Origin of the sequence: Corallococcus carmarthensis (assembly GCF_003611695.1) — a bacterium.
GTDB classification, from domain to species: Bacteria; Myxococcota; Myxococcia; order Myxococcales; family Myxococcaceae; genus Corallococcus; species Corallococcus carmarthensis.
Map to the genome: position 1 here is coordinate 14,580 of NZ_RAWE01000002.1, position 20,355 is coordinate 34,934.

A 20,355-nucleotide genomic window follows, 5' to 3' on the forward strand; every position below is an offset into this window, starting at 1 on the left:
TGCCCGGAGGGTAGACTCCCGCGCATGGAGCCAGGAGCGAAAGGCGACGCGGGACCGCTGGGCCATGACGCCGCCGCCTACGCGCAGCGTCAGGAAGGGCTGTCCCCGGAGCCGCTGCGGGACGCGGCCTGGAGCGTGGCGGGGCAGCGGGCCTTCGGCGTGGTGCTCGACGTGGGGTCGGGCAGTGGCGGGTGGATAAGCCGGCTGCAGCGGAACCCGGCCGTCGAGCGCATCCTCAGCACGGACATCCACGACGCGGGCGCCAGCCGCCTGCCGGGCGTGGAGTTCCAGCTGCGGGACGTGTCCCGGGACGCGCTGCCGTGGGGCGATAGGTCGGTGGACTGGGTGTTCGCCATCGAGGTGCTGGAGCACCTGGCCAACCCGCGCCACTTCGTGAAGGAGGCCTTCCGTGTCCTCAAGCCCGGCGGCCACCTCTTCTTCACCACGCCCAACAACGACAGCCTGACGGCGCGCCTGTCCTTCCTGGTCCGGGGCTACTTCCCCGCGTTCTGCGAGCAGGACTACCGGGACTCCGGACACATCACCCCCATCACCGAACTGGACGCGCGGCGCATGGCCGTGGAGGCGGGCTTCCAGTCCATCGACTTCGACTATCCGCTGCCCGGACGCATCCCGCGCAGCAGCGTGTACTGGCAGCGGTTCGTGCCCGGGCTGCGCGGCCGGTGGTGGAGCGACGGGCTGTTCGCGCTGCTGACCCGGCCGCGCTGAAAGACCCGCGACGGGACTGGCCGCCCGTTCAGTCTCCGTGATAGCCCTGCCTCGGGCCACGAGCCGGAGAGCGCGGATGCAACAGCGTTGCGTGTGGGTGGGAACGGATCCGCTGTACCAGACCTACCACGACGAGGAGTGGGGCGTGCCGGTGCGCGACAGCCGCGCGCTCTGGGAGATGTTGATGCTGGAGGGCTTCCAGGCGGGGCTCGCGTGGATCGTCATCCTGCGCAAGCGCGAGGCCTTCCGGAAGGCGTTCAAGGGCTTCGACCCGAAGGTGGTGGCGCGCTTCACGGAGAAGGACGTCACGCGCCTGATGGCGGACGAGGGCATCGTCCGGGCGCGCGCGAAGATTGAAGCGACCATCGGCAACGCGCGCGCCTATCTGAAGATGCAGGAGGCGGGCGAGGACTTCTCCACGTTCGTCTGGGGCATGGCGGGCGGCAAGCCCCTCCGCAACGCGTGGAAGGGCCGGGGCGACGTGCCGGCGAAGACGGAGCTGTCGGAGGCGTACGCCAAGGCCTTCAAGCAGCGCGGCTTCAAGTTCGTGGGGCCGGTCATCGTCTACGCGTGGATGCAGGCCACGGGCATCGTGGATGACCACACGGTGGACTGCTTCCGGCACGGCGTGCGGCACCGCTGAGCGCGGCTCAGGGTTGGCGTTCCACCAGGACCTGCCTGGCGCGGGCCACCTGCTCCGCGGCGTCGCGGGGCCACCCCAGCGCCTTGACGCAGGACTCGCTGAACGACATGTCGCGCCGGTTCTCGAACAGCGCCCAGGCGAAGATGTCCCCCTTGAGGACGGGCAGCTGGAGCCGCTGCCCGACGATGTAGGCGCGTCCTGACGGATTGATCAGCCCTTCGGAGCGCCACTCCGGCGGGAGCGGGACCTCGGTGAGGTCCTGCTCCTGGACCTGCTCCCCGGCGGGAATGTCCCGGACCGAGACCAGCACGAAACCCTTCGCCTCCTCGGAAGGCGGAGCCGCGCCTCCTGTCAGCGCGAACAACAGCACCGGAACCAGCATCCGCGGCCGCATCGTCCCCATGTCAGCGTCCCTCCCGCGTTTCGTTGAAGAAGGCCTGGACCTGCTGCTCCAACGCGGGGGCGTTCTTCTCCCCGGCCTCTTCGAGTTGCCGCGCGCACAGCGCGACGGAGCGTGGCTGCTTCGGGTCCGCCAGGAACTGCCAGCGAACGGGCTCCCCCGCGGCGAGAGGGACCACGGCGACGGCGCCCGCGACGGACTTCAGGGCCTCCGCGGGCACCAGGCTCGCGGTCACCAGGGCGCGCGGCAGCTTCCGGGCCTCGAGTGCCGAAGCCTCGATCCGGTCTCCCTTCTTCACCTCGGCGGTGGTCACCAGCACCAGGGCCTGCCGGTCCGCGTCGAACTGGAAGGGCGGTGGTGGGGGCACGGCCCTGGAAGGAGGGGCCTCCTGCGACAGCGACGCCAGGAGCTCCGCACGCGTGCGGTCCAAGGCCTGCTGGAACCCGGGGTGCACGGCCGCGATGCAGGCGCTGACCTGCTCGGGATGGTAGAGGGCGAAGCTGGTCCAGAGCAGGGGCGCGTCCTTCTCCACGGGGAGGGTGACGGCCTTGCCCAGCACCGTGGCCCGCTCCGGACCCGGGACCCATGCGGAGGTGAGGAATTGCTCGGGGAGGAGAACCTCCGTGAGGTCCTCCTCCGTGAGCACGTGTCCAGGCGCGACGTCGTGCGTGAGCAGGAGCGCGGGCCGGGTCGCCCAGCCCTGGTGGACGCGCGCCAGATACTTGCGCGTGGTGACCGCGGCGAAGGTCCCGGCTCCCAGGACACTGATGGTGATGCCCACGCCCAATCCTCTCAAGAAGGGACTCATGGGGTCTGGGCTCCGGCCAGCCGCGCGCGAATCGCTTCCATGGAAGCGTCGACCTGGGAGGCATTGGGGCGTGTGTTGGATTGCCGGGTGCACTCGGCGGCCACCTGCGTCGCGACGGCATCCCCAGGGGGCTCCACTGCCGTCATGCGCAGGGGATCCCCTGCCTGGAGGGGCATCAGGACGGGCTGCGAGACCACGTAGTTCGCGGACTCCGGCCTCAGGACGGAGCTCGTGACGAGCCGCCGGGGCATGGAGCGGGAAGAGAGGTTCTTGAAGTCCAGGGTCTCGCCTGGACGCAGGTCCTTGCCCACGACGAGGGCCGGCACCAGGTCCCATCTGGCGCGGACCTGCTGCTCCTCGTGTTTGACCTGGGAGTACGCGATGAACCCGGCGAGCAATCCCAAGACAGGCACACCGACCCCAGCTCCCAGCAGGAGGCCCTCAATGAATTTCATTCCCCCATATTAGCGCAATTCGCCAAGGCATTGCGCGGCCTGCTTCCGCCATGGACGGGAAGGGGGGGATGGACCAGCATCCCGCCTCCAACGGGATGCCGGGAGACACGGAATGCGGATCACTGTGACGAGCGTGATGGTGGAGGACCAGTCCAAGGCCCTGAAGTTCTACACGGAGGTCCTGGGCTTCGTGCTCAAGGTCGACGTCCCGATGGGAGGCGAGCACCGGTGGCTGACGGTCGTCTCGCCCGATGCGCAGGAGGGCACCCAACTGCTGCTGGAGCCCCTGGGCTTCGCGCCCGCCCGCGTCTACCAGAAGGCCCTGTTCGACGCGGGCATCCCGGCGGCGTCGTTCGGCGTGGACGACTGTCAGGCGGAATATGAGCGCCTGCTGAAACACGGCGTGGTGTTCCACACGAAGCCCACGGTGATGGGCCCCGTCACCGTCGCCATGTTCCAGGACACCTGCGGCAACCTCATCCAGATGGCCCAGGTCTAGCGCCCCCCGGCTATCGGCCGGTCGTCGTATGTCACCCCAGGTCGGACAGGGTTTACGCTGTGTCCTGACTGTTCATGCTTCACCGAGGGGGATGTGATGACGATGCGGATTCAACCCAGGGTTCCGCCGCAGGAGCCTCGCAAGGGGCTCGCGGCGGGTGGTCAGCCGGCGGGAACGGCAAGAGGGAACGCGGCGCAGGGGACGCAGCCGCGCGCACCGGAAGTGGCGGCGCGCCGGGCGGGCTTCTCCGAGCAGAGCGCGTTCGTGTCCAAGCAGCCGGACGTGACGTCCACGTTCAAGCGCGAGTTCGGCGCGATGGCGTCGGACAAGCAGAAGTTCCACGAGACGATGCGGACGGTCTACGGCGAGGGCTACGACGCCGGCAAGGCCGAGCAGTTCCGGCAGCAGGCCCTGAAGGGCGACTTCGGCTGGCTGCCGCCGGTGCGCACGGTGTCCGCGGAGACGCTGAACGGGGCCAACGGCGCCTACGACGCGGAATCCGGCACGGTGCTCATCAATGAGTCGCTGGACCCGTCGCTGGCGGCCTCCACCTACGTGGAGGAGGCGGGCCACCACCTGGACACCAAGCTCAACACCGAGGACACCCAGGGCGACGAGGGCGAGCTGTTCCGCCGCATCCTGTCCGGGGAGAAGCTGTCCCCGAAGCAGGTGGCGGACATCCGCGCGGAGAACGACAAGGGCACCATCGTCGTGGACGGCAAGGCGAAGGAGGTCGAGTTCTGGAACCCCTTCAAGGCCCTTGGCGACGCGGCCAAGGCCGTGGGCAACGCGGTCGGCTCGGCGGCGAAGGCGGTGGGCGGCGCGGTCACCAGCGCGGCGAAGGCTGTGGGCGGCGCGGTCACCAGCGCGGCCAAGGCGGTGGGTGGCGCGGTCACCACGGCGGCCAAGGCGGTGGGTGGCGCGGTCACCACCGCGGCGAACTGGGTGGGCAACGCGGCGAAGTCCGTCTGGAGCGGCGTGAAGACGGCGGCCACCCGCGTGGGTGACGGCGTGCGGAGCCTGCTCACCGGCGCCGTCAGCACCGTCGTGGGCGCGGTCCGCAACATTGGAGAGGGGATAGGCACCTTCTTCGGCGGCATCGGCAAGTTGTTCCAGGGCAAGTTCGGTGAAGGCTTCAAGCAGATGGGGGTGGGCCTGCTGAAGGCCGTCGTGCAGACGCCCGTGGACGCCCTCCTGATGATGGGGGGCCGGGCCCTCAGCGCCATCCAGACGCTGATTGGCGTGGAGCCGCCCGCGCGCAAGCTGTCGGACAGTGAGATCGCCACGCTGAAGAGCGTCTACGGGGACTCCATCGACTACTCGCAGATGCGCATCAAGGAGGGCAACTCCGGCCTGTTCAGCACCACCGGGCGCGCGTTCACCCACGGCAACACCATCTACATCCCGCCGGACAACCTGCCCCTGACGCCGGACCTGCTGGTGCACGAGTCGGCGCACGTCTGGCAGCACCAGAACGGCGGCACGGACTACATGAGCGAGGCGCTCGTGGCCCAGCACATCGGGGACGGCTACGACTTCGAGAAGGGCCTGGACGCGGGCAAGGCCTGGAGCGAGCTCAACCCGGAGCAGCAGGCGGAGTTCCTCCAGCAGGCCCAGCTCGCCGGCTACTTCGCCAACCCCTCCGCCGGCTTCCACTTCAACGGCAAGGACTACACGGCGCAGATCAACGCGGCCGTCGCCCAGGTGCGGGCCGGGGAAGGGGCTCCGTAATCCATGAGGTCGCCGCGCGTCGCCAGTCTGGGGTGGGCCTGGATCCTGCTCCTGCTCCTCACCGCGTGCCGTCCGGTCCTCCAGGTGTCCCTGGTGGAGGGCGCGCGGCAGCTGCCCGCTCCCCGCTTCCAGGTGGAGGATCCGGAGCACGCGGACCGCCCCCGCTACAACACCGTCCAGGTGCTGGACCGGGCAGGGGAGATGTACTGGCAGCTGCGGGCCGAGCCGTTCGGCGACCTCGCCAGCGTGGCCTCGCTGACGTACGGCGAGGTGCCGCAGGGCTTCACCGTCCTGGACGGGCCCCGGGCACTCCAGCCCGGGGGCCGATACGCCCTGTATGTGGTGGGCAAGAACCGGGGGACGCTTCACTTCAACGTGGACGCGCAAGGCCACGTCACCGAGGTCTCCCCGTAGCACGAGCCCCTGGCCCCTCCGAGGGGGTGCGCTAGCCTGGAGCCATGTCTTCGGAGCGCAACAGGGGCCGTGTTCGCACGGTGGAGGAGTGGGTGGGCCGGCTCTCCTCACGCGATGCGGGAGCGCGTGAGGAGTCTTTGTCGGCGTTGGAAGAGCTGCTGGTGTCTGGAGCGCCGGATGCGCGGGAGCGGACCGCGCGGGCGCTGCTGGAGGAGCTGGGGCGGCCCGGAACGGCGGTCGCGGAGCCCCTGCTGTTCCTGTTGCAGCGCGGCTGGTGGCCTCCGCAGGCGGGCCTCACCGGCCTCGCCGTCCAGAGCGTGTTGACGGTGCTGGCGCGGATGGACGCGGAGTCCCCCGCGCTGGAGAACGCGGCGGGCGTGCTCGCAGGGGTGTGCCGGGTGGAGCCCTCCCAGCTCGCCGCGCTGGACGGGATGTTCCAGCACCCCCAGGCTTCGGTCCGCAGCGCCATGGCGCGCGTCGTGGGACGGCTGGGCACCGCCGCGGCGTCCGAGCTGCCCCGGCTGCTGGGGCTGCTGGAGGACGAGGAGCCCGTGGCCTTCTCCGCGCTGGAGTCCCTGGCCGCGCTGGCTCCCCTGGCCCCGGACCTCACCGCGCCCCGGCTGCTGGAGCAGGTCCGCAAGACGGAGGGCGCACGCCTCTACCTGGCGCTGGTGTCGCTGCGGGGCCTGCTGGACGAACTGCATGGGGAAGCGCGGCCCACGCCCGTGCTGCCGGACCTGGAGCCCGCGCTCCTGCGCACGCTGACCGCGCCGGAGGCGCCCATCCGCCAGGAAGCGGCGTCCCTGCTGGGGTTGAGCGGTCCCTTGTCGCCCGCCGCCATCGCGGCCCTGCGTGAGCACCTCCGGGATGAGAGCCCCCACGTCGCGGCCCGCTCGGCCGTGGCGCTGGTGCGCTCTGGTGCTCCGGCGTCGGAGGCCCTCTTCCTGCTGAAGGGCCAGCTGGGCCCGGCCGCGTCGCGCGAAATCCAGGAGGCCGCGGTGGCCGCGCTGGAGGAGGCGGACCCGGCCCAGTTGGGCCGGGCGAAGGGGATGCTGGAGACGGTGGCTCGCGACGCGGTGGGGCTGACGCGCGAGGCCCTTTACGAACTGCTGGGTCAGCTTCCCTGATCGCGGCGCGCCGTCAGCAGCCCAGGTTGTTGCCGGGGCTCACGCCGAGCAGGGCGCAGAACTGCTGGTACTTGTCGATGCGGCTCTGCACCTGGCCAGGGTTGCGGCCGTAGCACTCCAGCGACCCGTTGATGGTGCGGATGGTCTCACCGAAGCCCGCGCCGTTGACGATGGCGTTGTGCGCCGTCATGGAGCCCGCGCCATTCTGCGTGGTCCAGAACCAGAAGCCCGTGCGCCACGCGGCGTTCGCGTCCTGGGCCAGCAGGTCCGGGTTCGCCTGGAGCGGCAGGCCCAGCGCGTTGCCCGCCGCGCAGTAGTTGCCGTTCCAAGACAGCTGCATGGGACCGCGTCCGAAGTACCGCTTGCCCGGCGCGCAGCTGCAACCCGGCGGACCCCACGACGTGTCGCAGTAATCCGCCTTGTTGATCTCCTCGATGTACACGAGCCCGCCCGTCTCGTGCGACACGTTGGCCAGGAACGCGGCCACCTCGCGCTTGCGCGTGTCGGTGTCACCGGTGGTCGCCACGCTCGGGAAGGTGGCCGCGGCGGCGATGAGCGCGTCGTAGGTGTAGAAGCCGTTGCGGCTGGGGAACATGGCGTTGAACGTGTCGCGGGTGAGGATGCCCGCGAAGCCCGAGCCGCCGCCTCCACCGCCGCCGGAGACCAGGTCGAACGTCCAGCGCTGGTTGTCGCGGTCCGCGTAGAACGGGTACTGGACGATGAGGGTGCCGTTGTCCGGGGAGCCATAGGACAGGTCCATGGCCATGCCCGTGTGGCGCGGGTGGAAGCTGAACTGCGTGCCGCCCCGGTTCACGAACTGGAACTGCTGGTTGGCGCCGCCAACGTAGCTCCACTGGTGGAGGACGGCGTTCTCCGCGGTGCTGACCCCCGCGATGTCCAGGGCCTTGCCGCTGTTGACGTTGATGATCTTGAAGAACCCGTCCGACGTGGGCGAGATGTGGAACTTCTGCGCGTTGGTGCCGTTGCAGTCCCACTGCTGCACCTTCGCGCCGTCCGCCGTGCTGGACGAGGCCACGTCGATACACTTGTTCGTCCGCACCGAGCGGATGACGTAGTCGCCCTCCGTGATGGTCGACACGACGGCGGCGCTCTCCACCTGTCCGGTGGCCTCTGGAGGCGTGCCTCCCGTCTCCGGCCCTGAACAGCCGCCCAGCACGCCCACGACTCCCAGCAACGACAGACCGCGGATCATTCCCTTGTGGTTCATGACGTCCTCCGGTGGGTGCTACTCGTAGAACTTCAGGCTCCAGCCCGTGTTGCTGAGGCTGCCGCGCGTGTACGTGATGTTTCCCCACCACTGGAACGAGCCGGAGTACCAGTAGCGGCCGGACCAGAAGGGATTGGGGAAGTCCCCGTTGGGCACGCCGTGGTAGGCGAGCGGGAACCGGGGCCCCGCGGGCGGACTGGTGTTGATGTCGCCGTTGAGCAGCACGAACGTGTGGTGGCCCACGCCCTTCGCGGAGAGGGTGGGGTCCCAGCCGCTCATCATGATGTCGCGGCGCGAGCCGAAGAGGCAGCCATTGGACTTGAACCAATCCCAGACATAGGTCGGGTCGCCGTCCAGGCGCAGGCGCAGGTCCGCCAGACAGTAGTTCGTGTCCCAGCTCCCGTTGGCCGAGTACACGACGTGCAGCTGTCCGCTCGGGTCGATGATGGCCTCGGGGCCCTCGTTGACGCGCGTGGGCGGATTGACGTCGACCTTCTCCCACCACTCGCGAGGCTGGGAGATGACGAAGCGCCCGCCGGTGATGGTGGTGGGGTTGGACATGCGCGCGATGAAGAGCGTCTGTTCGCCGTTGGCGTCGCCCTCCCAGCCGGACCAGACGAACCAGCGCTGTCCCCGGTAGGTGAACGCCGTGCCGTCGATGGCCCACTTGTCGCCGGGCAGCGCCATCCGCACCGCCGCGGAGTAGCCCGTGTTGGGCGACTGCGACGTGATGGCATACATGCGGTGGCCATTGCCCGTGCCGGCCGCGAAGTAGATGACGTAGGTGCTGCCGTCCCGGACGATTTCGGGCGCCCAGACCTCGCCCAGGCCGTTGGGGTTGCCCCACACCTGCTGCCGCGCGGCCCCCGCCAGCGCGTCCACCGACGATGCCGTGCGCACGTAGAGCCGGGCGCCGTCCGACTCCGCGGAGATGTACGTGCTGTCCACCCGGAGGATGGTCGGGTCCGCGTTCTTGAGGGACAGCCGCGCCTCCTGACGGCTCGTGCCCGGCTCGTCGGCAGGGGACGCGGGCGCTTCCGGGCTCCGGGGCTCGGGCCCGCAGGCCTGGAGGGTGGCCGCAAGCGCCGGAATGAGAAGGAACTTCAGGGCACGCATCCACATCTCCTGGGAAAACTTTCTTTGTCTGAAAAACAAAGTCGCCCAGGCTCCATGCCATTGTCAGGGTCTTCCGTCAATCCGGGGAATCCGAAACGGCGGGGATTGAACGGGGATGGAAGGACTCCAGGCGCGCGGGTCCGGCGCTGGTTAGGCTGGGTCCGGTTCGTTCCCCTGTTCCCCCAGGAGGCCCCTCATGCCCAAGTCGATTGGTGGCTCCAGCTTCAAGGCGCCGTCGCTCCCGAAGTCGCCGCCGTCCAGCACCCCCAAGGCCCCGAACGCCGTCTCCACGCCTTCCACGAGCACCGCGAGCACGAGCAAGAAGCGCCCGCTGGATGCGTCGGACGCGGCGTCGTCGTCGGAGCCGAACAAGCTGGCGAAGACAGACATCAAGGACAACACGACGGAGGCCCGCCTGAAGCGGGCGAAGCTTCGCGAGGAGCGCCGTCAGTCGTCCGCGGACGCGGTGGGCTCGTCGGACGGCCGCAGCGGCTTCGTGAGCACCGCGCAGGGCTTCCAGAAGCTGGACCCGAAGACGGCCGGCAAGACGCGGGTGGAGACGCCCTTCGGCCCGGTGAACGCGAGCAAGTTCCCCACGTCCGACCCGGCCTTCAAGATCACCAGCCAGGCGAAGAAGGACTACGGCAACCAGAAGGTGGGAGACCGGTACTCGCACCTGGTGGATGCGCTGAAGGCCAGTGGCAAGAGCGACAAGGAGATCGCCACCGACCTGCTCAACAGCCTGGACGGCAAGGCTCCGCAGCACCTCACCGACAACAAGTCGAAGAACGCCGCCGCCAAGCTCACGGCCATCATGAACGTGTCCGAGCCCATGCGCGTGGGCGGCTCCGGCAAGGCGGGCCGCGCGACGCTGCGCATGGTGCAGGACGGGAAGATCAGCCTGGACGATGCCTTCAAGGGGAAGACGCCCACGTTCCCCATGGCGGTCAACCCGGAGTACATGCGCCGCACGGTCAACTACGACGACAAGAAGCTGCGCAAGCCGCCGGAGACGCCGACGCAGTTCAAGGATGTCGGCGGCTACATGTCCGACAGCAGCGGCGACGAGTCCTGAGCCGCCTCACAGGCGCTTCAAGAAGCGCTCCGTGAAGAGGTACGCATCCCCCGGCCACCGCGCGGACACGTAGCGCCCGTCTTCCACCACGAAGGCGGGCGCGTGGTCCGTCGCGGTGCCGCGCTTGGACAGGACGCGGGGCCCGCGCTCGAAGTGGCTTGCGTCCGCGAGCGCGGCGATGACCTCCTCCTCCACGTAGGCGGGGTAGGTGCGGTAGTAGCGCCCCAGCTTCCACGCGGTCAGCAGGTACGCGGAGCGCTCCATGTACTTCGGCAGGCATGTGGTGCGCGTGCCGTGGAGCACGCTCTTCCCGGTGGCGGGGTCCTGGGTGCGCGCCAGCACCAGCACGCCGTGGCAGATGGCCGCGACGGGCCGCTGGAGCGCCCAGAACGCCGCCACCTTCGCCTGGAGCGCATGGCTGCCCAGGTACTGCCGCATGCCCGGCGCGTGGCCCCCGGGCAGGAGGAGCGCGTCGAAGTCCGACGGCGTCACCGCGTCCCAGGTCAGCGGCTTCTGGAAGGCCTCCGTGAGCGTGAGGTCGCCGTAGAAGCGCCGGGGCTCTGGGTCCGCGCCCAGCTTCCCGAAGAGCACGCCGGTGAGCAGCAGCGGATCCGCGGCGGGCATGTGGCCCTTCTCCGTGGCGAACACCACCTCGTGGCCCGCGTCGGTGAGCAGGCGCCAGGGGACGGCCACCTCGGTGACGTCGAAGTCATGGTCGGGCAGCGGGACGAGGACGCGGCGGGCGGAGGCCATGCGGCCAGTCTTTCCCGGGGCCCCGGGGCTGACAAGCGGTCACCTACCTGGGCCCGGAAGGAGCACGCTCAACGTCAGGAGCCGGGGCTGCGTCCATTGGCGGACCCGCATCGAAATCGGGAGGCAGAGGCCCGCACCCGATGATGGGCTCGTTCGGGTCTGGAACCACTTCGGCGCGCACCCGCAGGGAGTGTCCCTCCTGGAGCTGGAGGTCCCCGCGCACGTACAGGTGGTAGTACTCCCGCTCGAAGCGCAGCGTGTAGCGTCCCGGCGGCAGGTTCTGGATGCGGAAGTTGCCCTGGAGGTCCGTGACCACGACCACATCCTTCCTGCGGGAGGGCGAGACCGCGGTGACGACCATGTCCGCGATGGGCTTCCGGGTGACGACGTCAACGACGGTGCCGAAGATGGCGCTGTCGGACTGGGCGCTCGTGGGGGCAGAGGCCAGCAACAAGACGAGGCACGGCAGGACGTGGATCAGGAGTTTCATCGCTCGACCTCCATACGGTAGCCCACGCCGCGCACGGTCTGGATGGAGAAGCGGGAGGCGCTGGTCCACTTGAGCTTGCGCTTCAGGCTGGAGACGAAGTTGTCCACGGTGTGTGGATCCACCACCACGTCCGTGCCCCAGACGGCGTCCAGGATTTCGTCCCGCTTGAGCGCCCGCTCGCGCTCCTTCAGGAAGAAGGCCAGCAGGTCGAACTCCTTGCGCGTCAGCTCCACCTCCGCGCCCTCGGGCGACTCCACCCGCCGCCGGTCCAGGTCCATGCTGTAGCCCGCGAAGCGCAGCAACTTCGCCGGGGAGACACCGCCACCGCGCTTCAGGTGGGCGCCCACGCGCGCGAGCAATTCGCGCAGCCGGTAGGGCTTGCCCAGGTAGTCCTGCGCGCCGGACTCGAAGCCGCGCACCACGTCCTCCTCCAGTGTGCGCGCGGTGAGCATCAGCACCGGCACGCCCAGGCCCTCCTCGCGCAGCGCGCGGCAGAGCGTGTAGCCGTCGCCATCCGGCAGCATCACGTCCAGGAGGATGAGCTGGAAGTCGCGGCGGGACAGCTGCTCGCGTGCCTCCTTCACCGTGGCGGCCTCCTCCACTGCGTAGCCGCCCTGGTGCTCCAGGTTGTCGCGCAGCGCGAGCCGCAGGTTCGGGTCGTCCTCCACGACGAGGACGGTGGGGGCGGCGGTGGTCATGCGGTGCTCCGGGCGTCAGGCCGGTACTCGGGAAGGGTCAGTTCGAAGGTGGTGCCTTCGGGGCTGGAGGCCGCCACCCGCAGCGTGCCTCCGTGCAGCCGGGCAATCTTCCGGCACAGCGCGAGCCCCAGCCCGCTGCCGGGCACCTCGCGGCCGTCACGGCCAGACAGCCGGTAGAACTCGCCGAAGACGCGCTCCCACTCGGCCTGTGGGATGCCGGTGCCGTTGTCCGTGAAGTGCACGCGCCCTCCGGACAGCGTCTGGATGCGCAGGCGCACGGGGCTGCGCGTGTTGTACGCGCACGCGTTGCGCGCCAGGTTCGCCAAGAGGAGGCGCAGCAACTGCGCGTCCGCGTTCAGCTCGCGCGCGTCCACGTCCGCGGTCAGCTCCACCGGCACCGGCGCGCCGGACTCCAGGTCCCGGCGCAGGTTGGAGACCAGCTCGTCCAGCCGCACGGGCGCGAGCTTCGGCACCCAGCGCCCCTTGTCGATGCGGTTGAAGGACAGCAGGTTCTCCACGAGGAAGCCCAGCCCGTCCGCCTCGCGGATGATGCGCGCGGGGTAGTCCTTCGCGTCCGCGCCCTCCGCGACCCGCCACTCCAGCGTCTCCGCGAGCAGGCGGATGGATGCCAGCGGCGTGCGCAGTTCGTGCGACACCGTGGCCACGAAGTCGCTCTTCAGCTCCAGGAAGCGGTACTTGCGCTGCTGCGCCACGAAGGCCAGCGCCGCGATGATGATCGCCAGCGCCGCGCACAGGGCCAGCATCAGCGTCTTGAGCTGGTAGCGGCTCTCCAGCGCTTCTTCTCCCCGCGCCCACGCGGACGACTCCACCGCCACCGGCAGCGACGCGAGTGGCAGCACCGGCGCGTCCCCCGGCAGGGCCACGCGCCCGTCCGCCTCCAGCAGGCCGCGCTCGCGCATCTCGCGGGTGAGCCCCGTCAGGAGCCCGGGCAGGTCCAGCGCCAGCCCGCGCACGTCGCTTCCCTGAAGCGGCTCCAGGTACCAGCCGGACCGCGCCAGCACCGGCTCCAGGACCTCCTCGGGAAGCGGCAGCGGTGACGTGGCCAGCTCGCGCGCTCGCGTTTCGAAGTCCGCCACCGGCACACCCACGCGCGTGGAGAGCGCCGCCACCTTCGCGCGCAGGAATTCGAAGTCCTCCTGTGTGAAGCGCGAGCGCTTGAGAAGCAGCAGCCGCTGCAATCCCTCCAGCCGTCCGCCGCCCTGCCCATCCACGAGCCCATTGCGCACCAGGGCCTGCATCAGGTCCGGCACCACGTCGCCCCGCGCCGCCACGTCCTCCAGCACCACCAGCAGCGACGGCAGGTCGCGCGTGGACGCGAGCACGAAGCGGGAGCGGTGCTGGAGCAGCGCCATCAGCGACAGCAGCGTGGCCTTCCGGTCCTTCGCCGCCAGGGACTGCTCCACCAGGGCCATGCGCTCCAGCCGCTCGTTCCACGGGCCCTCGTCCTCGTCCGCGACCTCCGTGCCCGCGCGGAGCCTCGCGTAGCGCTCCTTCGCGGGCGCGTCCCCGGCCGTGTCGAAGAGGGCCAGCCGGGGCAGGACCTGCTCCCCCTGTTCCCGCAGGTACAGCCCCGGCGCGGCCAACAGCGGATCCTCCTTCGCCGCCGCCAGCGTGGAGCGCGCGCCGTCCAGGCCTTCGCGCAAGGCCTGTCCCAGCGACGCTCGGGCGTACTGCTCCAGGGCCTCGCGCCGGGAGCGGAGCGAGGCCCGCGCATCCTCGCGTTCGGCGGCGAAGATGCGGTGGAGATAGCCCAGGCCGACCCCGAGCCCGGCGAGGCCGAGCACGAGGGCGACGAGGGTGGGCAGCAGCCTGCGCGGCATCCGGATGGGCCTTACTTGATGGTGGGGACGCGGTCGGCGTCCATGGTGCGCACCGGCGAGATGGACTCGAAGCGGTCCTCGCGGCGGTCCAGCTTCTTCGCCAGCCGGATGAGCTCACCCAGCTCCACCACGTCCTGACGGGTCTTCAGCGGCGTGCCCAGCTCCTCCCACAGCGACACGAGCGCGTCGTAGGTGAGCGGGCGCGCCCAGTAGGAACCGCGCAGCTTCTCCGCGAAGGCGGCGGCGACGTAGGACAGGCGGGTGGGGGACGCGGCCTTTTCATAGGCCGGACGCAGGAGCGTCACGGGCATGGCCTTCTCGATGAGACGGGAGCTGCCGCCCTCCGGGGCCTTGTAGCGGATGCGCAGCGTGCCGAAGTTCGTCTGCGACGGGTCGAGCAGCTTCACCTCGTAGAGGGCGGTGACGGCGTGGCCCGCGCCCACTTCTCCCGCGTCCACGCGGTCATCGTTGAACTGCTGCTTGGTGAGCAGCCGGTTCTCGTAGCCGATGAGGCGGTAGCGGGACACCGTCTTGCGGTCGAACTCCACCTGGAGCTTCACGTCCTTGGCCACCACCTGGAGCGTGCCGGTGAGGTTCTGCACGAAGATGCGGCGGGCCTCCTCCAGCTTGTCCACGTAGGAGTAGTTGCCTTCACCCACCTGGGCCAGCCGCTCCATCAGCACGTCGTTGTAGTTGCCCATGCCGAAGCCCACGGTGGACAGGGTGATGCCCGCCGCCGCCTGCTCCTTCACGCGCGCCCAGATGCCGTCCGCCTCGGTGATGCCGTTGTTCGCCACGCCATCCGAGCAGAGGATGATGCGGTTGATGCCGCCCTTCAGCAGGTGGCTCGCGGCCAGCGCGTAGCCCAGCTCCATGCCGGCCTGCGCGTTGGTGGACCCCTCCGAGTGGAGGCTGTCGATGGCGCCCAGGATGTCGGCCTTCTGCGTGGCGTTGGTGGGGGGGAGCACCTGACGGGCCTCGCTGCCGTAGACGACGATGGACACCCAATCCCGCTCATCCAGCGCGTCCACCAGCAGGCGCAGCGACCGCTTCACCAGGCCCAGCCGGTTCTCCATGTTCATGGAGCCGGACACGTCGATGACGAAGACCAGGTGCCCCGGCTTGCGCTGGGCGCGGCTCACGTCTCGCGCCTTCACGCCGATGTGCACCACCTGGTAGCCCTTGCGGGCGGGGGAGGGGAAGCCCTCCACGTTCACGCTGAAGGGCGCGTCCGGGGCGTTGGCGTAACCGTAGTCGAAGGTGTTGACGAACTCCTCCACGCGCACGGCCTGCTCATCCGGAAGCGCGCCGCGCTCCAGGTAGGCGCGCGTCAGCGAGTACGACGCCGTGTCGGTGTCCACGGAGAAGGTGGAGAAGCGCTCCTCCTCGGTGTCCACGGTGGGGTTCACGCCGTAGCCCTTGAAGTACATGTCGAAGAAGCGCTGGCCCTTGGGGGCCACGGTGCGCTCCGGCGCGGGAACCGCCGAGGGCGTGGGCGCGCGGTACACCGTCTGTGGCGTGCCGTCCGGGACGACGACGTGCATGTACGGCAGGGCCCAGGACGGCGCGCGCTGGCGGTCCGAACCGTTGACGCCGTAGGCAGGGGCATCCGCGCTCAGCCCATCGACGACGTAGCCTCCTCCTGGCGTGGACGTGCCGATGCCGACACCGGAGGAGTCAGAGGTGTTCGACGGCGGGCCCTCCGCGAGTGACTCGAAGTTGCGCGCCGCACCGCCCTTGCCCACCGGGCGTGCCACCGCGATGCGCCGGATGAACTCCTGGTCCACGTTCACGCCATGATTCGACGAGCCCACGTCGATGGTGGGAGGAGCGCCAACGATGCTGTCTGTCGACGAGAAGTTCTCGGGGAGCATCGCCACGTTCACGCGGATGGTGCGGTTGAGGAGCAGCTGGACTTCCGGGCGGGTGAACGGCTTGAACGACTCCATTTCGAACCGCAGGGTGTATGTGCCCGGGGGAAGCTGGGGGATGCGGTAGTTCCCCTGGGCGTCCGTGACGACCGTCTGTTCACCCTGCAGGCTCGGCGAGGTCGCGGTGACAACCACATCCTGCACGGGCTTGTTGGTGCTGGCGTCAATCACCGTGCCGATGATGACACCCTTGCCGATGGTGCCCGCGTCCAGCTGGGCCAGGACGGGCTCGGAGGACATCATCAGGAGCAGCGGCAGGGTGCTTCTCAGGAGGGACTTCAGCATGGACCACCTCACGCGCATCAGGGTGGAGCCATCATCCAGATGCGCCCCGCATCGAACCGCATGGGGGGCTCGTCTCCTCATCATGGTTTCATCATGACGGGAAATCGTGCTGGGGGCCGGGTGTCTGATTAGAAAGGCCGTCCATGACCGCACTGGACACCCTCTTTCCCACCGAAGAGCAGATTCCTCCCGGAGTGCGCCTGCCCGCGTATCTGGAGCAGCGCGAGTACCTCGTGGGAGGCGAGCTGCGCACCTGGGCAGGCGAGCTCAACCCTGTGGCCAGCCCCGTGTTCGTCCGGACCCCCGAAGGGTTGAAGCAGAAGGTGATTGGCGCGACGCCGCTGCTCACCTCGCGCGAGTCCCTGGACGCGCTCGCGGCGGCGGTGAAGGCCTATGACTCCGGCCGGGGCGTCTGGCCCTCCCTCAAGGTCGCCGAGCGCATCGAGCACGTGGAGCGCTTCCTCATCGCCATGCGGGCCCAGCGCACCGCCGTAGTGAACCTGCTCATGTGGGAGATTGGCAAGACGCAGCCGGACTCGGAGAAGGAGTTCGACCGCACGGTGGACCTCATCGTGGAGACCATCCGCGCGCTGAAGGAGCTGGACCGCACCTCGTCCCGCTTCGTCCAGGACCAGGGCATCATGGCGCAGATCCGCCGCGCGCCCATGGGCGTGGCCCTGTGCATGGGGCCCTACAACTACCCGCTGAACGAAACCTTCAGCACGCTCTTCCCCGCGCTGCTGATGGGCAACACCGTGGTGTTCAAGCCGGCGAAGTTCGGCGTGCTGCTGGTGCGTCCGCTACTGGAGGCGTTCCGCGACTGCTTCCCGCCCGGCGTCATCAACATCATCTACGGCCGCGGCCGGGAGACGGTGGGCGCGCTGATGGAGAGCGGGCAGGTGGACCTGTTCGCCTTCATCGGCACCAACAAGGGCGCCAGCGAGCTGAAGCGGATGCACCCCCGGCCGCACCGCCTCAAGTCCGTGCTGGGCCTGGACGCGAAGAACCCTGCCATCATCCTGGAGGACGCGGACCTGGATAACGCGGTGAAGGAGTGCATCACCGGCACGCTGTCCTTCAACGGCCAGCGGTGCACGGCGCTCAAGCTGCTGGTGGTGCACCGGAACATCGTGGACGCGTTCCTCGCGAAGTTCACCGCCGCCGTGGACAAGCTCAAGCCCGGCATGCCCTGGGACCCGGGCGTCGCCGTCACGCCGCTGCCGGAGCCGGGCAAGGGGACGTACCTGCAAGGCCTGGTGGACGACGCCGTGGCCAAGGGCGCCCGCGTGGTGAACCAGACAGGCGGGCAGGGGGCGCGGTCGTTCTATTCACCCACGGTGGTGTACCCGGTGACGAAGGACATGCGGCTGGCCACCGAGGAGCAGTTCGGCCCGGTGGTGCCGGTGATGGTCTTCGACGACGACGCGGAGGCCGTGCGGCTGGTGGTGGAGTCGCAGTTCGGTCAGCAGCTGAGCCTGTTCGGGAAGGACTCGGCGCGCGTCGGCCGGTTCATCGACGCGTTCTCCAACCAGGTGGGCCGCATCAACCTCAACTGCCAGTGCCAGCGCGGGCCGGACACGTTCCCGTTCAACGGGCGCAAGGACTCCGCGGAAGGGACGCTGTCCGTGGCGGACGCGCTGCGGGTGTTCTCCATCCGCACGCTGGTGGCGACGAAGACGACGCCGGACAACACCACGCTCGTCCAATCCATCCTGACCCGCAGAGAGTCGGATTTCCTCACCACGGATTTCCTCTTCTAGTCCGGCCTTGGCCCCGGGTGCTAAGCCTGGGGCCATCCCATGGCGCCGCGCACGACGACCCTCGAATTGCACAAGGAAGAGATGAAGTTCTCCGCGGGGCACTTCACCATCTTCTCCGCCACGCACCGCGAGAACCTGCATGGGCACAACTTCTCCGTCTACGTCGCGCTGACGGGGGAGGTGTCCGACGATGGCCTGCTCTCGGACTACGGTCCGCTCAAGCAGGCCATCATCGCCCGCTGCAAGGCGTGGAACGAGACCTTCTTCCTCCCCAGCCGCTCCAAGCACCTGCGGCTGGAGCGGGACGCGCAGGGCAACCACGTGGCGCACTTCAACGGTGAGGAGCTGCGCTTCCTCGCGCGCGACGTGACGGTGCTGCCGGTGGCCAACGTGTCGCTGGAGGAGCTGGCGCGCGTCTTCGGCGAGGAGCTGGTGGGCGACGGCAGCGGCATGGCCCGCGACCACGTCACGCAGCTGGTGGTGAAGTGCGCGTCAGGCCCGGGCCAGTGGGCCTCCTGGGAGTGGAAGCGCGATGCCTGATCAGGTCCTCATCACCGGTGCCAGCCGTGGCATCGGGCGGGCGGCGGCGGAGCGCTTCCGCAAGGAGGGCTGGCGCGTCATCAACGTGTCGCGCAGCCCGTGCACCGTGCCGGACGTCGTCAACGTACGGGTGGACCTGGCCGAGCCGGGCTGGGAGCCCGCCGTCGAAGAAGCGCTCCGTGACGGCGCCAGCCAGGGACGCCTGTGCGTCGTGCACAACGCCGCCCTGTACGAGCGCGACGACGCGCTGACCATGGACGCGGACCACCTGCGCCGCGTGCTGGAGGTCAACGTCGTGGCCCCGCTGGTGCTCAACCGCCTGGCGCGGCCGCTGCTCACGGACGGCTCGTCCCTGCTCTACGTGTCGTCCACGCTGGGGGAGAAGGCCGTGAAGGGCGTGGCGTCCTACGTGACGACCAAGCACGCGCTCATCGGGATGATGCGGGCCACCTGCCAGGACCTGGCGGGGACCCGGGTCCACACCGCCTGCGTCTGCCCGGGCTTCACGGACACGGAGATGCTCCGCGAGCACATGGGCGCGGACCCCGCCGTCCGGGCGAGCGTGGCGGGGATGACCACGTTCGGGCGGCTCATCACGCCGGAGGAGATCGCCGGCGTGCTCTACACCTGCGCCACCACCCCCGTCCTGAATGGCGCGGTCATCCACGCCAACCTGGGACAGGTGGAGCGCTGAAGCGGCTTCAGCCCTCCGCGGCGTAGACGGTGCACGAAGACGTGCAGGTCTCCGCGACGCGGATGCGCGCGACGGTGGTGCCCGGCACGTTGACGCGCTCGAAGAGCCACGCGGCCAGCAGCTCGCTCGTGGGGTTCTCCAGGCCGGGGACGTCGTTGAGCAGCCGGTGGTCCAGCTGGGCGTGGAACGGCTGCCACGCGGCGTTCAGCTCCGCGAAGTCGACAATCCACCCGAAGTGGGGGTGCACGGGGCCGCGGAGGGTGATTTCGATGCGGTAGCTGTGGCCGTGCACCCGCGAGCACTTGTGCCCCTCGGGAACGTTGGGCAGGCGGTGCGCGGCCTCGAAGGTGAACTCCTTCGAGATTTCGGTGACGAGGGTGGGCTTCTTCACGGGAACGGCCTCCATTCGGCGGCCTTGTATCCGCGTTCCCCCCCTCCGTCCACGGGGGGTCGTATCAGGGGCCGGGCAGTCAGACGCCGAGTGCGGCTCCCAGCCGTGCGAGCACCCCCGGCCAGCCCGGCTTCATCCCTTCGAAGGCGCGGCGGGTTACCTCCGGGCGACGCGCGGCTGCGCGCTGGGCGCGCGCTGCTCCCGGCGGACGGGGAGCCGGAGCAGCTGGGCGTAGCGCGCGAGCCGGTCCTCGAAGCGCCGGGCATCACGGCCCCAGTGCACGACGACGTTGCGCTCGGGGTCCTTCCGGTGCGACAGCGCGATGCCGTACTCGTCCTGCGCGCCAATCCAGTCCGGGTGGTGGCGCCGCTCGCAGTCGAGGCCGGCGTAGTGGGCCAGGGGCTCGTTCCAGGTGAAGGCTCGCAGGGCCCCGGCGCCGCGCAGCGACACCTCCGAGGCCGTCACCACCACCTCCAGCCGGGTGCTCAGGCACCGCACGATGAGCGTCCCGGTCACGAACAGGCCCAGGACGCCCACCAGCGGCAACATCCATTGCTCGCGCAGCAGGGCCAGGGACAGGCCCTGGTCCAGTGCGTAGGCCACGGGGAGCACGACCAGCAGCACGAACCCGAGCAGCGGCCACACCACCTGCCCGACCAGCGGGCGGGTGCTGAAGCGCAGCGGGAGGTCGCCCCCCATGTCCATCTTCTGGGGAATCGGTGAGAGCACTTCGAAGAAGGACATGGG

General features: G+C 69.6%; 22 protein-coding genes. 10 read left to right on the forward strand and 12 right to left on the reverse strand.

Features of this window, described 5'->3' with window-relative positions:
- Positions 1 to 24 precede the first annotated feature (24 nt).
- The gene (locus D7X32_RS00730) at positions 25 to 729 is read left to right on the forward strand and encodes a class I SAM-dependent methyltransferase (RefSeq protein ID WP_158625562.1); all 705 of its coding nucleotides are present in this window, start codon (positions 25 to 27) and stop codon (positions 727 to 729) included.
- A 76-nt stretch (positions 730 to 805) separates the two neighbouring features.
- Positions 806 to 1,372, forward strand: coding sequence for a DNA-3-methyladenine glycosylase I (locus D7X32_RS00735; protein WP_120600550.1), 567 nt, complete (start codon positions 806 to 808; stop codon positions 1,370 to 1,372).
- 7 nt (positions 1,373 to 1,379) lie between these two features.
- Here the strand turns inward: D7X32_RS00735 and D7X32_RS00740 are convergent, their stop codons facing one another.
- From D7X32_RS00740 to D7X32_RS45250, 3 genes are read right to left on the reverse strand one after another with little or no spacing between them, the layout of a single operon-like run.
- On the reverse strand, positions 1,380 to 1,775 hold the full coding sequence (locus tag D7X32_RS00740) for an SAF domain-containing protein (RefSeq protein WP_120600551.1): 396 nt from the start codon (positions 1,773 to 1,775) through the stop codon (positions 1,380 to 1,382).
- 1 nt (position 1,776) lies between these two features.
- Positions 1,777 to 2,580 carry an SAF domain-containing protein gene (locus D7X32_RS00745; protein WP_158625563.1) on the reverse strand — a complete coding sequence of 268 codons (804 nt, stop codon included), beginning with the start codon at positions 2,578 to 2,580 and terminating at the stop codon, positions 1,777 to 1,779.
- Positions 2,577 to 3,035 (reverse strand): SAF domain-containing protein, encoded by a 459-nt coding sequence (locus D7X32_RS45250; RefSeq protein ID WP_158625564.1) that lies wholly within the window; start codon positions 3,033 to 3,035, stop codon positions 2,577 to 2,579. The genes D7X32_RS00745 and D7X32_RS45250 overlap by 4 nt, the downstream gene beginning before the upstream one ends.
- Before the next feature lie 112 nt (positions 3,036 to 3,147).
- Between D7X32_RS45250 and D7X32_RS00750 the strand changes: the two genes are divergently transcribed.
- The 4 genes from D7X32_RS00750 to D7X32_RS00765 all read left to right on the forward strand — a co-directional run bounded on the left by D7X32_RS00750 (position 3,148) and on the right by D7X32_RS00765 (position 6,806).
- Positions 3,148 to 3,534, forward strand: a complete 387-nt coding sequence (locus tag D7X32_RS00750; RefSeq protein WP_120600553.1) for a VOC family protein — start codon at positions 3,148 to 3,150, stop codon at positions 3,532 to 3,534.
- 96 nt (positions 3,535 to 3,630) lie between these two features.
- On the forward strand, positions 3,631 to 5,265 hold the full coding sequence (locus D7X32_RS46115) for a hypothetical protein (protein WP_208752263.1): 1,635 nt from the start codon (positions 3,631 to 3,633) through the stop codon (positions 5,263 to 5,265).
- 3 nt (positions 5,266 to 5,268) lie between these two features.
- Entirely contained in the window at positions 5,269 to 5,679 is a 411-nt protein-coding gene (locus D7X32_RS00760) for a hypothetical protein (protein ID WP_120600554.1), read from the forward strand.
- A gap of 44 nt (positions 5,680 to 5,723) precedes the next feature.
- A complete protein-coding gene (locus D7X32_RS00765) occupies positions 5,724 to 6,806 on the forward strand; it encodes a HEAT repeat domain-containing protein (protein ID WP_120600555.1) in 1,083 nt (360 codons plus the stop codon).
- Positions 6,807 to 6,819: 13 nt separating this feature from the next.
- Here the strand turns inward: D7X32_RS00765 and D7X32_RS00770 are convergent, their stop codons facing one another.
- Positions 6,820 to 8,034 carry a glycoside hydrolase family 19 protein gene (locus D7X32_RS00770; RefSeq protein WP_120600556.1) on the reverse strand — a complete coding sequence of 405 codons (1,215 nt, stop codon included), beginning with the start codon at positions 8,032 to 8,034 and terminating at the stop codon, positions 6,820 to 6,822.
- An 18-nt stretch (positions 8,035 to 8,052) separates the two neighbouring features.
- Positions 8,053 to 9,150 (reverse strand): glycoside hydrolase family 43 protein, encoded by a 1,098-nt coding sequence (locus D7X32_RS00775; RefSeq protein ID WP_120600557.1) that lies wholly within the window; start codon positions 9,148 to 9,150, stop codon positions 8,053 to 8,055.
- Positions 9,151 to 9,346: 196 nt separating this feature from the next.
- Between D7X32_RS00775 and D7X32_RS00780 the strand changes: the two genes are divergently transcribed.
- Positions 9,347 to 10,225: a hypothetical protein gene (locus D7X32_RS00780; protein WP_120600558.1), complete on the forward strand. Its 879-nt coding sequence runs from the start codon at positions 9,347 to 9,349 to the stop codon at positions 10,223 to 10,225.
- Positions 10,226 to 10,231: 6 nt separating this feature from the next.
- Here the strand turns inward: D7X32_RS00780 and D7X32_RS00785 are convergent, their stop codons facing one another.
- Genes D7X32_RS00785 through D7X32_RS00805 form a run of 5 tightly spaced genes read right to left on the reverse strand, consistent with a single transcriptional unit; the run spans position 10,232 to position 16,223 of the window.
- A complete protein-coding gene (locus D7X32_RS00785; protein ID WP_120600559.1) occupies positions 10,232 to 10,978 on the reverse strand; it encodes a type 1 glutamine amidotransferase domain-containing protein in 747 nt (248 codons plus the stop codon).
- A gap of 43 nt (positions 10,979 to 11,021) precedes the next feature.
- On the reverse strand, positions 11,022 to 11,468 hold the full coding sequence (locus tag D7X32_RS00790) for a carboxypeptidase-like regulatory domain-containing protein (RefSeq protein ID WP_120600560.1): 447 nt from the start codon (positions 11,466 to 11,468) through the stop codon (positions 11,022 to 11,024).
- Entirely contained in the window at positions 11,465 to 12,166 is a 702-nt protein-coding gene (locus D7X32_RS00795) for a response regulator transcription factor (RefSeq protein WP_120600561.1), read from the reverse strand. Before D7X32_RS00795 ends, D7X32_RS00790 begins: the two co-directional genes overlap by 4 nt.
- Complete coding sequence (locus tag D7X32_RS00800; protein ID WP_120600562.1) at positions 12,163 to 14,007, reverse strand: sensor histidine kinase; 1,845 nt, start codon at positions 14,005 to 14,007, stop codon at positions 12,163 to 12,165. The genes D7X32_RS00795 and D7X32_RS00800 overlap by 4 nt, the downstream gene beginning before the upstream one ends.
- 11 nt (positions 14,008 to 14,018) lie before the next feature.
- Positions 14,019 to 16,223 carry a YfbK domain-containing protein gene (locus D7X32_RS00805; RefSeq protein ID WP_171446050.1) on the reverse strand — a complete coding sequence of 735 codons (2,205 nt, stop codon included), beginning with the start codon at positions 16,221 to 16,223 and terminating at the stop codon, positions 14,019 to 14,021.
- A 143-nt stretch (positions 16,224 to 16,366) separates the two neighbouring features.
- Between D7X32_RS00805 and D7X32_RS00810 the strand changes: the two genes are divergently transcribed.
- Genes D7X32_RS00810 through D7X32_RS00820 form a run of 3 tightly spaced genes read left to right on the forward strand, consistent with a single transcriptional unit; the run spans position 16,367 to position 19,217 of the window.
- Positions 16,367 to 17,983, forward strand: a complete 1,617-nt coding sequence (locus D7X32_RS00810) for an NADP-dependent glyceraldehyde-3-phosphate dehydrogenase (protein WP_120600563.1) — start codon at positions 16,367 to 16,369, stop codon at positions 17,981 to 17,983.
- Between the two features lie 39 nt (positions 17,984 to 18,022).
- Positions 18,023 to 18,523 carry a 6-pyruvoyl trahydropterin synthase family protein gene (locus D7X32_RS00815; protein ID WP_120600564.1) on the forward strand — a complete coding sequence of 167 codons (501 nt, stop codon included), beginning with the start codon at positions 18,023 to 18,025 and terminating at the stop codon, positions 18,521 to 18,523.
- The gene (locus D7X32_RS00820; RefSeq protein WP_120600565.1) at positions 18,516 to 19,217 is read left to right on the forward strand and encodes an SDR family NAD(P)-dependent oxidoreductase; all 702 of its coding nucleotides are present in this window, start codon (positions 18,516 to 18,518) and stop codon (positions 19,215 to 19,217) included. The genes D7X32_RS00815 and D7X32_RS00820 overlap by 8 nt, the downstream gene beginning before the upstream one ends.
- 7 nt (positions 19,218 to 19,224) lie before the next feature.
- Here D7X32_RS00820 and queD read toward each other — a convergent pair whose 3' ends face one another.
- Both queD and D7X32_RS00835 read right to left on the reverse strand, forming a co-directional pair.
- Positions 19,225 to 19,623, reverse strand: coding sequence for a 6-carboxytetrahydropterin synthase QueD (queD, locus tag D7X32_RS00825; RefSeq protein ID WP_120600566.1), 399 nt, complete (start codon positions 19,621 to 19,623; stop codon positions 19,225 to 19,227).
- A gap of 141 nt (positions 19,624 to 19,764) precedes the next feature.
- Positions 19,765 to 20,352, reverse strand: a complete 588-nt coding sequence (locus D7X32_RS00835) for a hypothetical protein (protein ID WP_120600567.1) — start codon at positions 20,350 to 20,352, stop codon at positions 19,765 to 19,767.
- Positions 20,353 to 20,355: the final 3 nt, after the last annotated feature.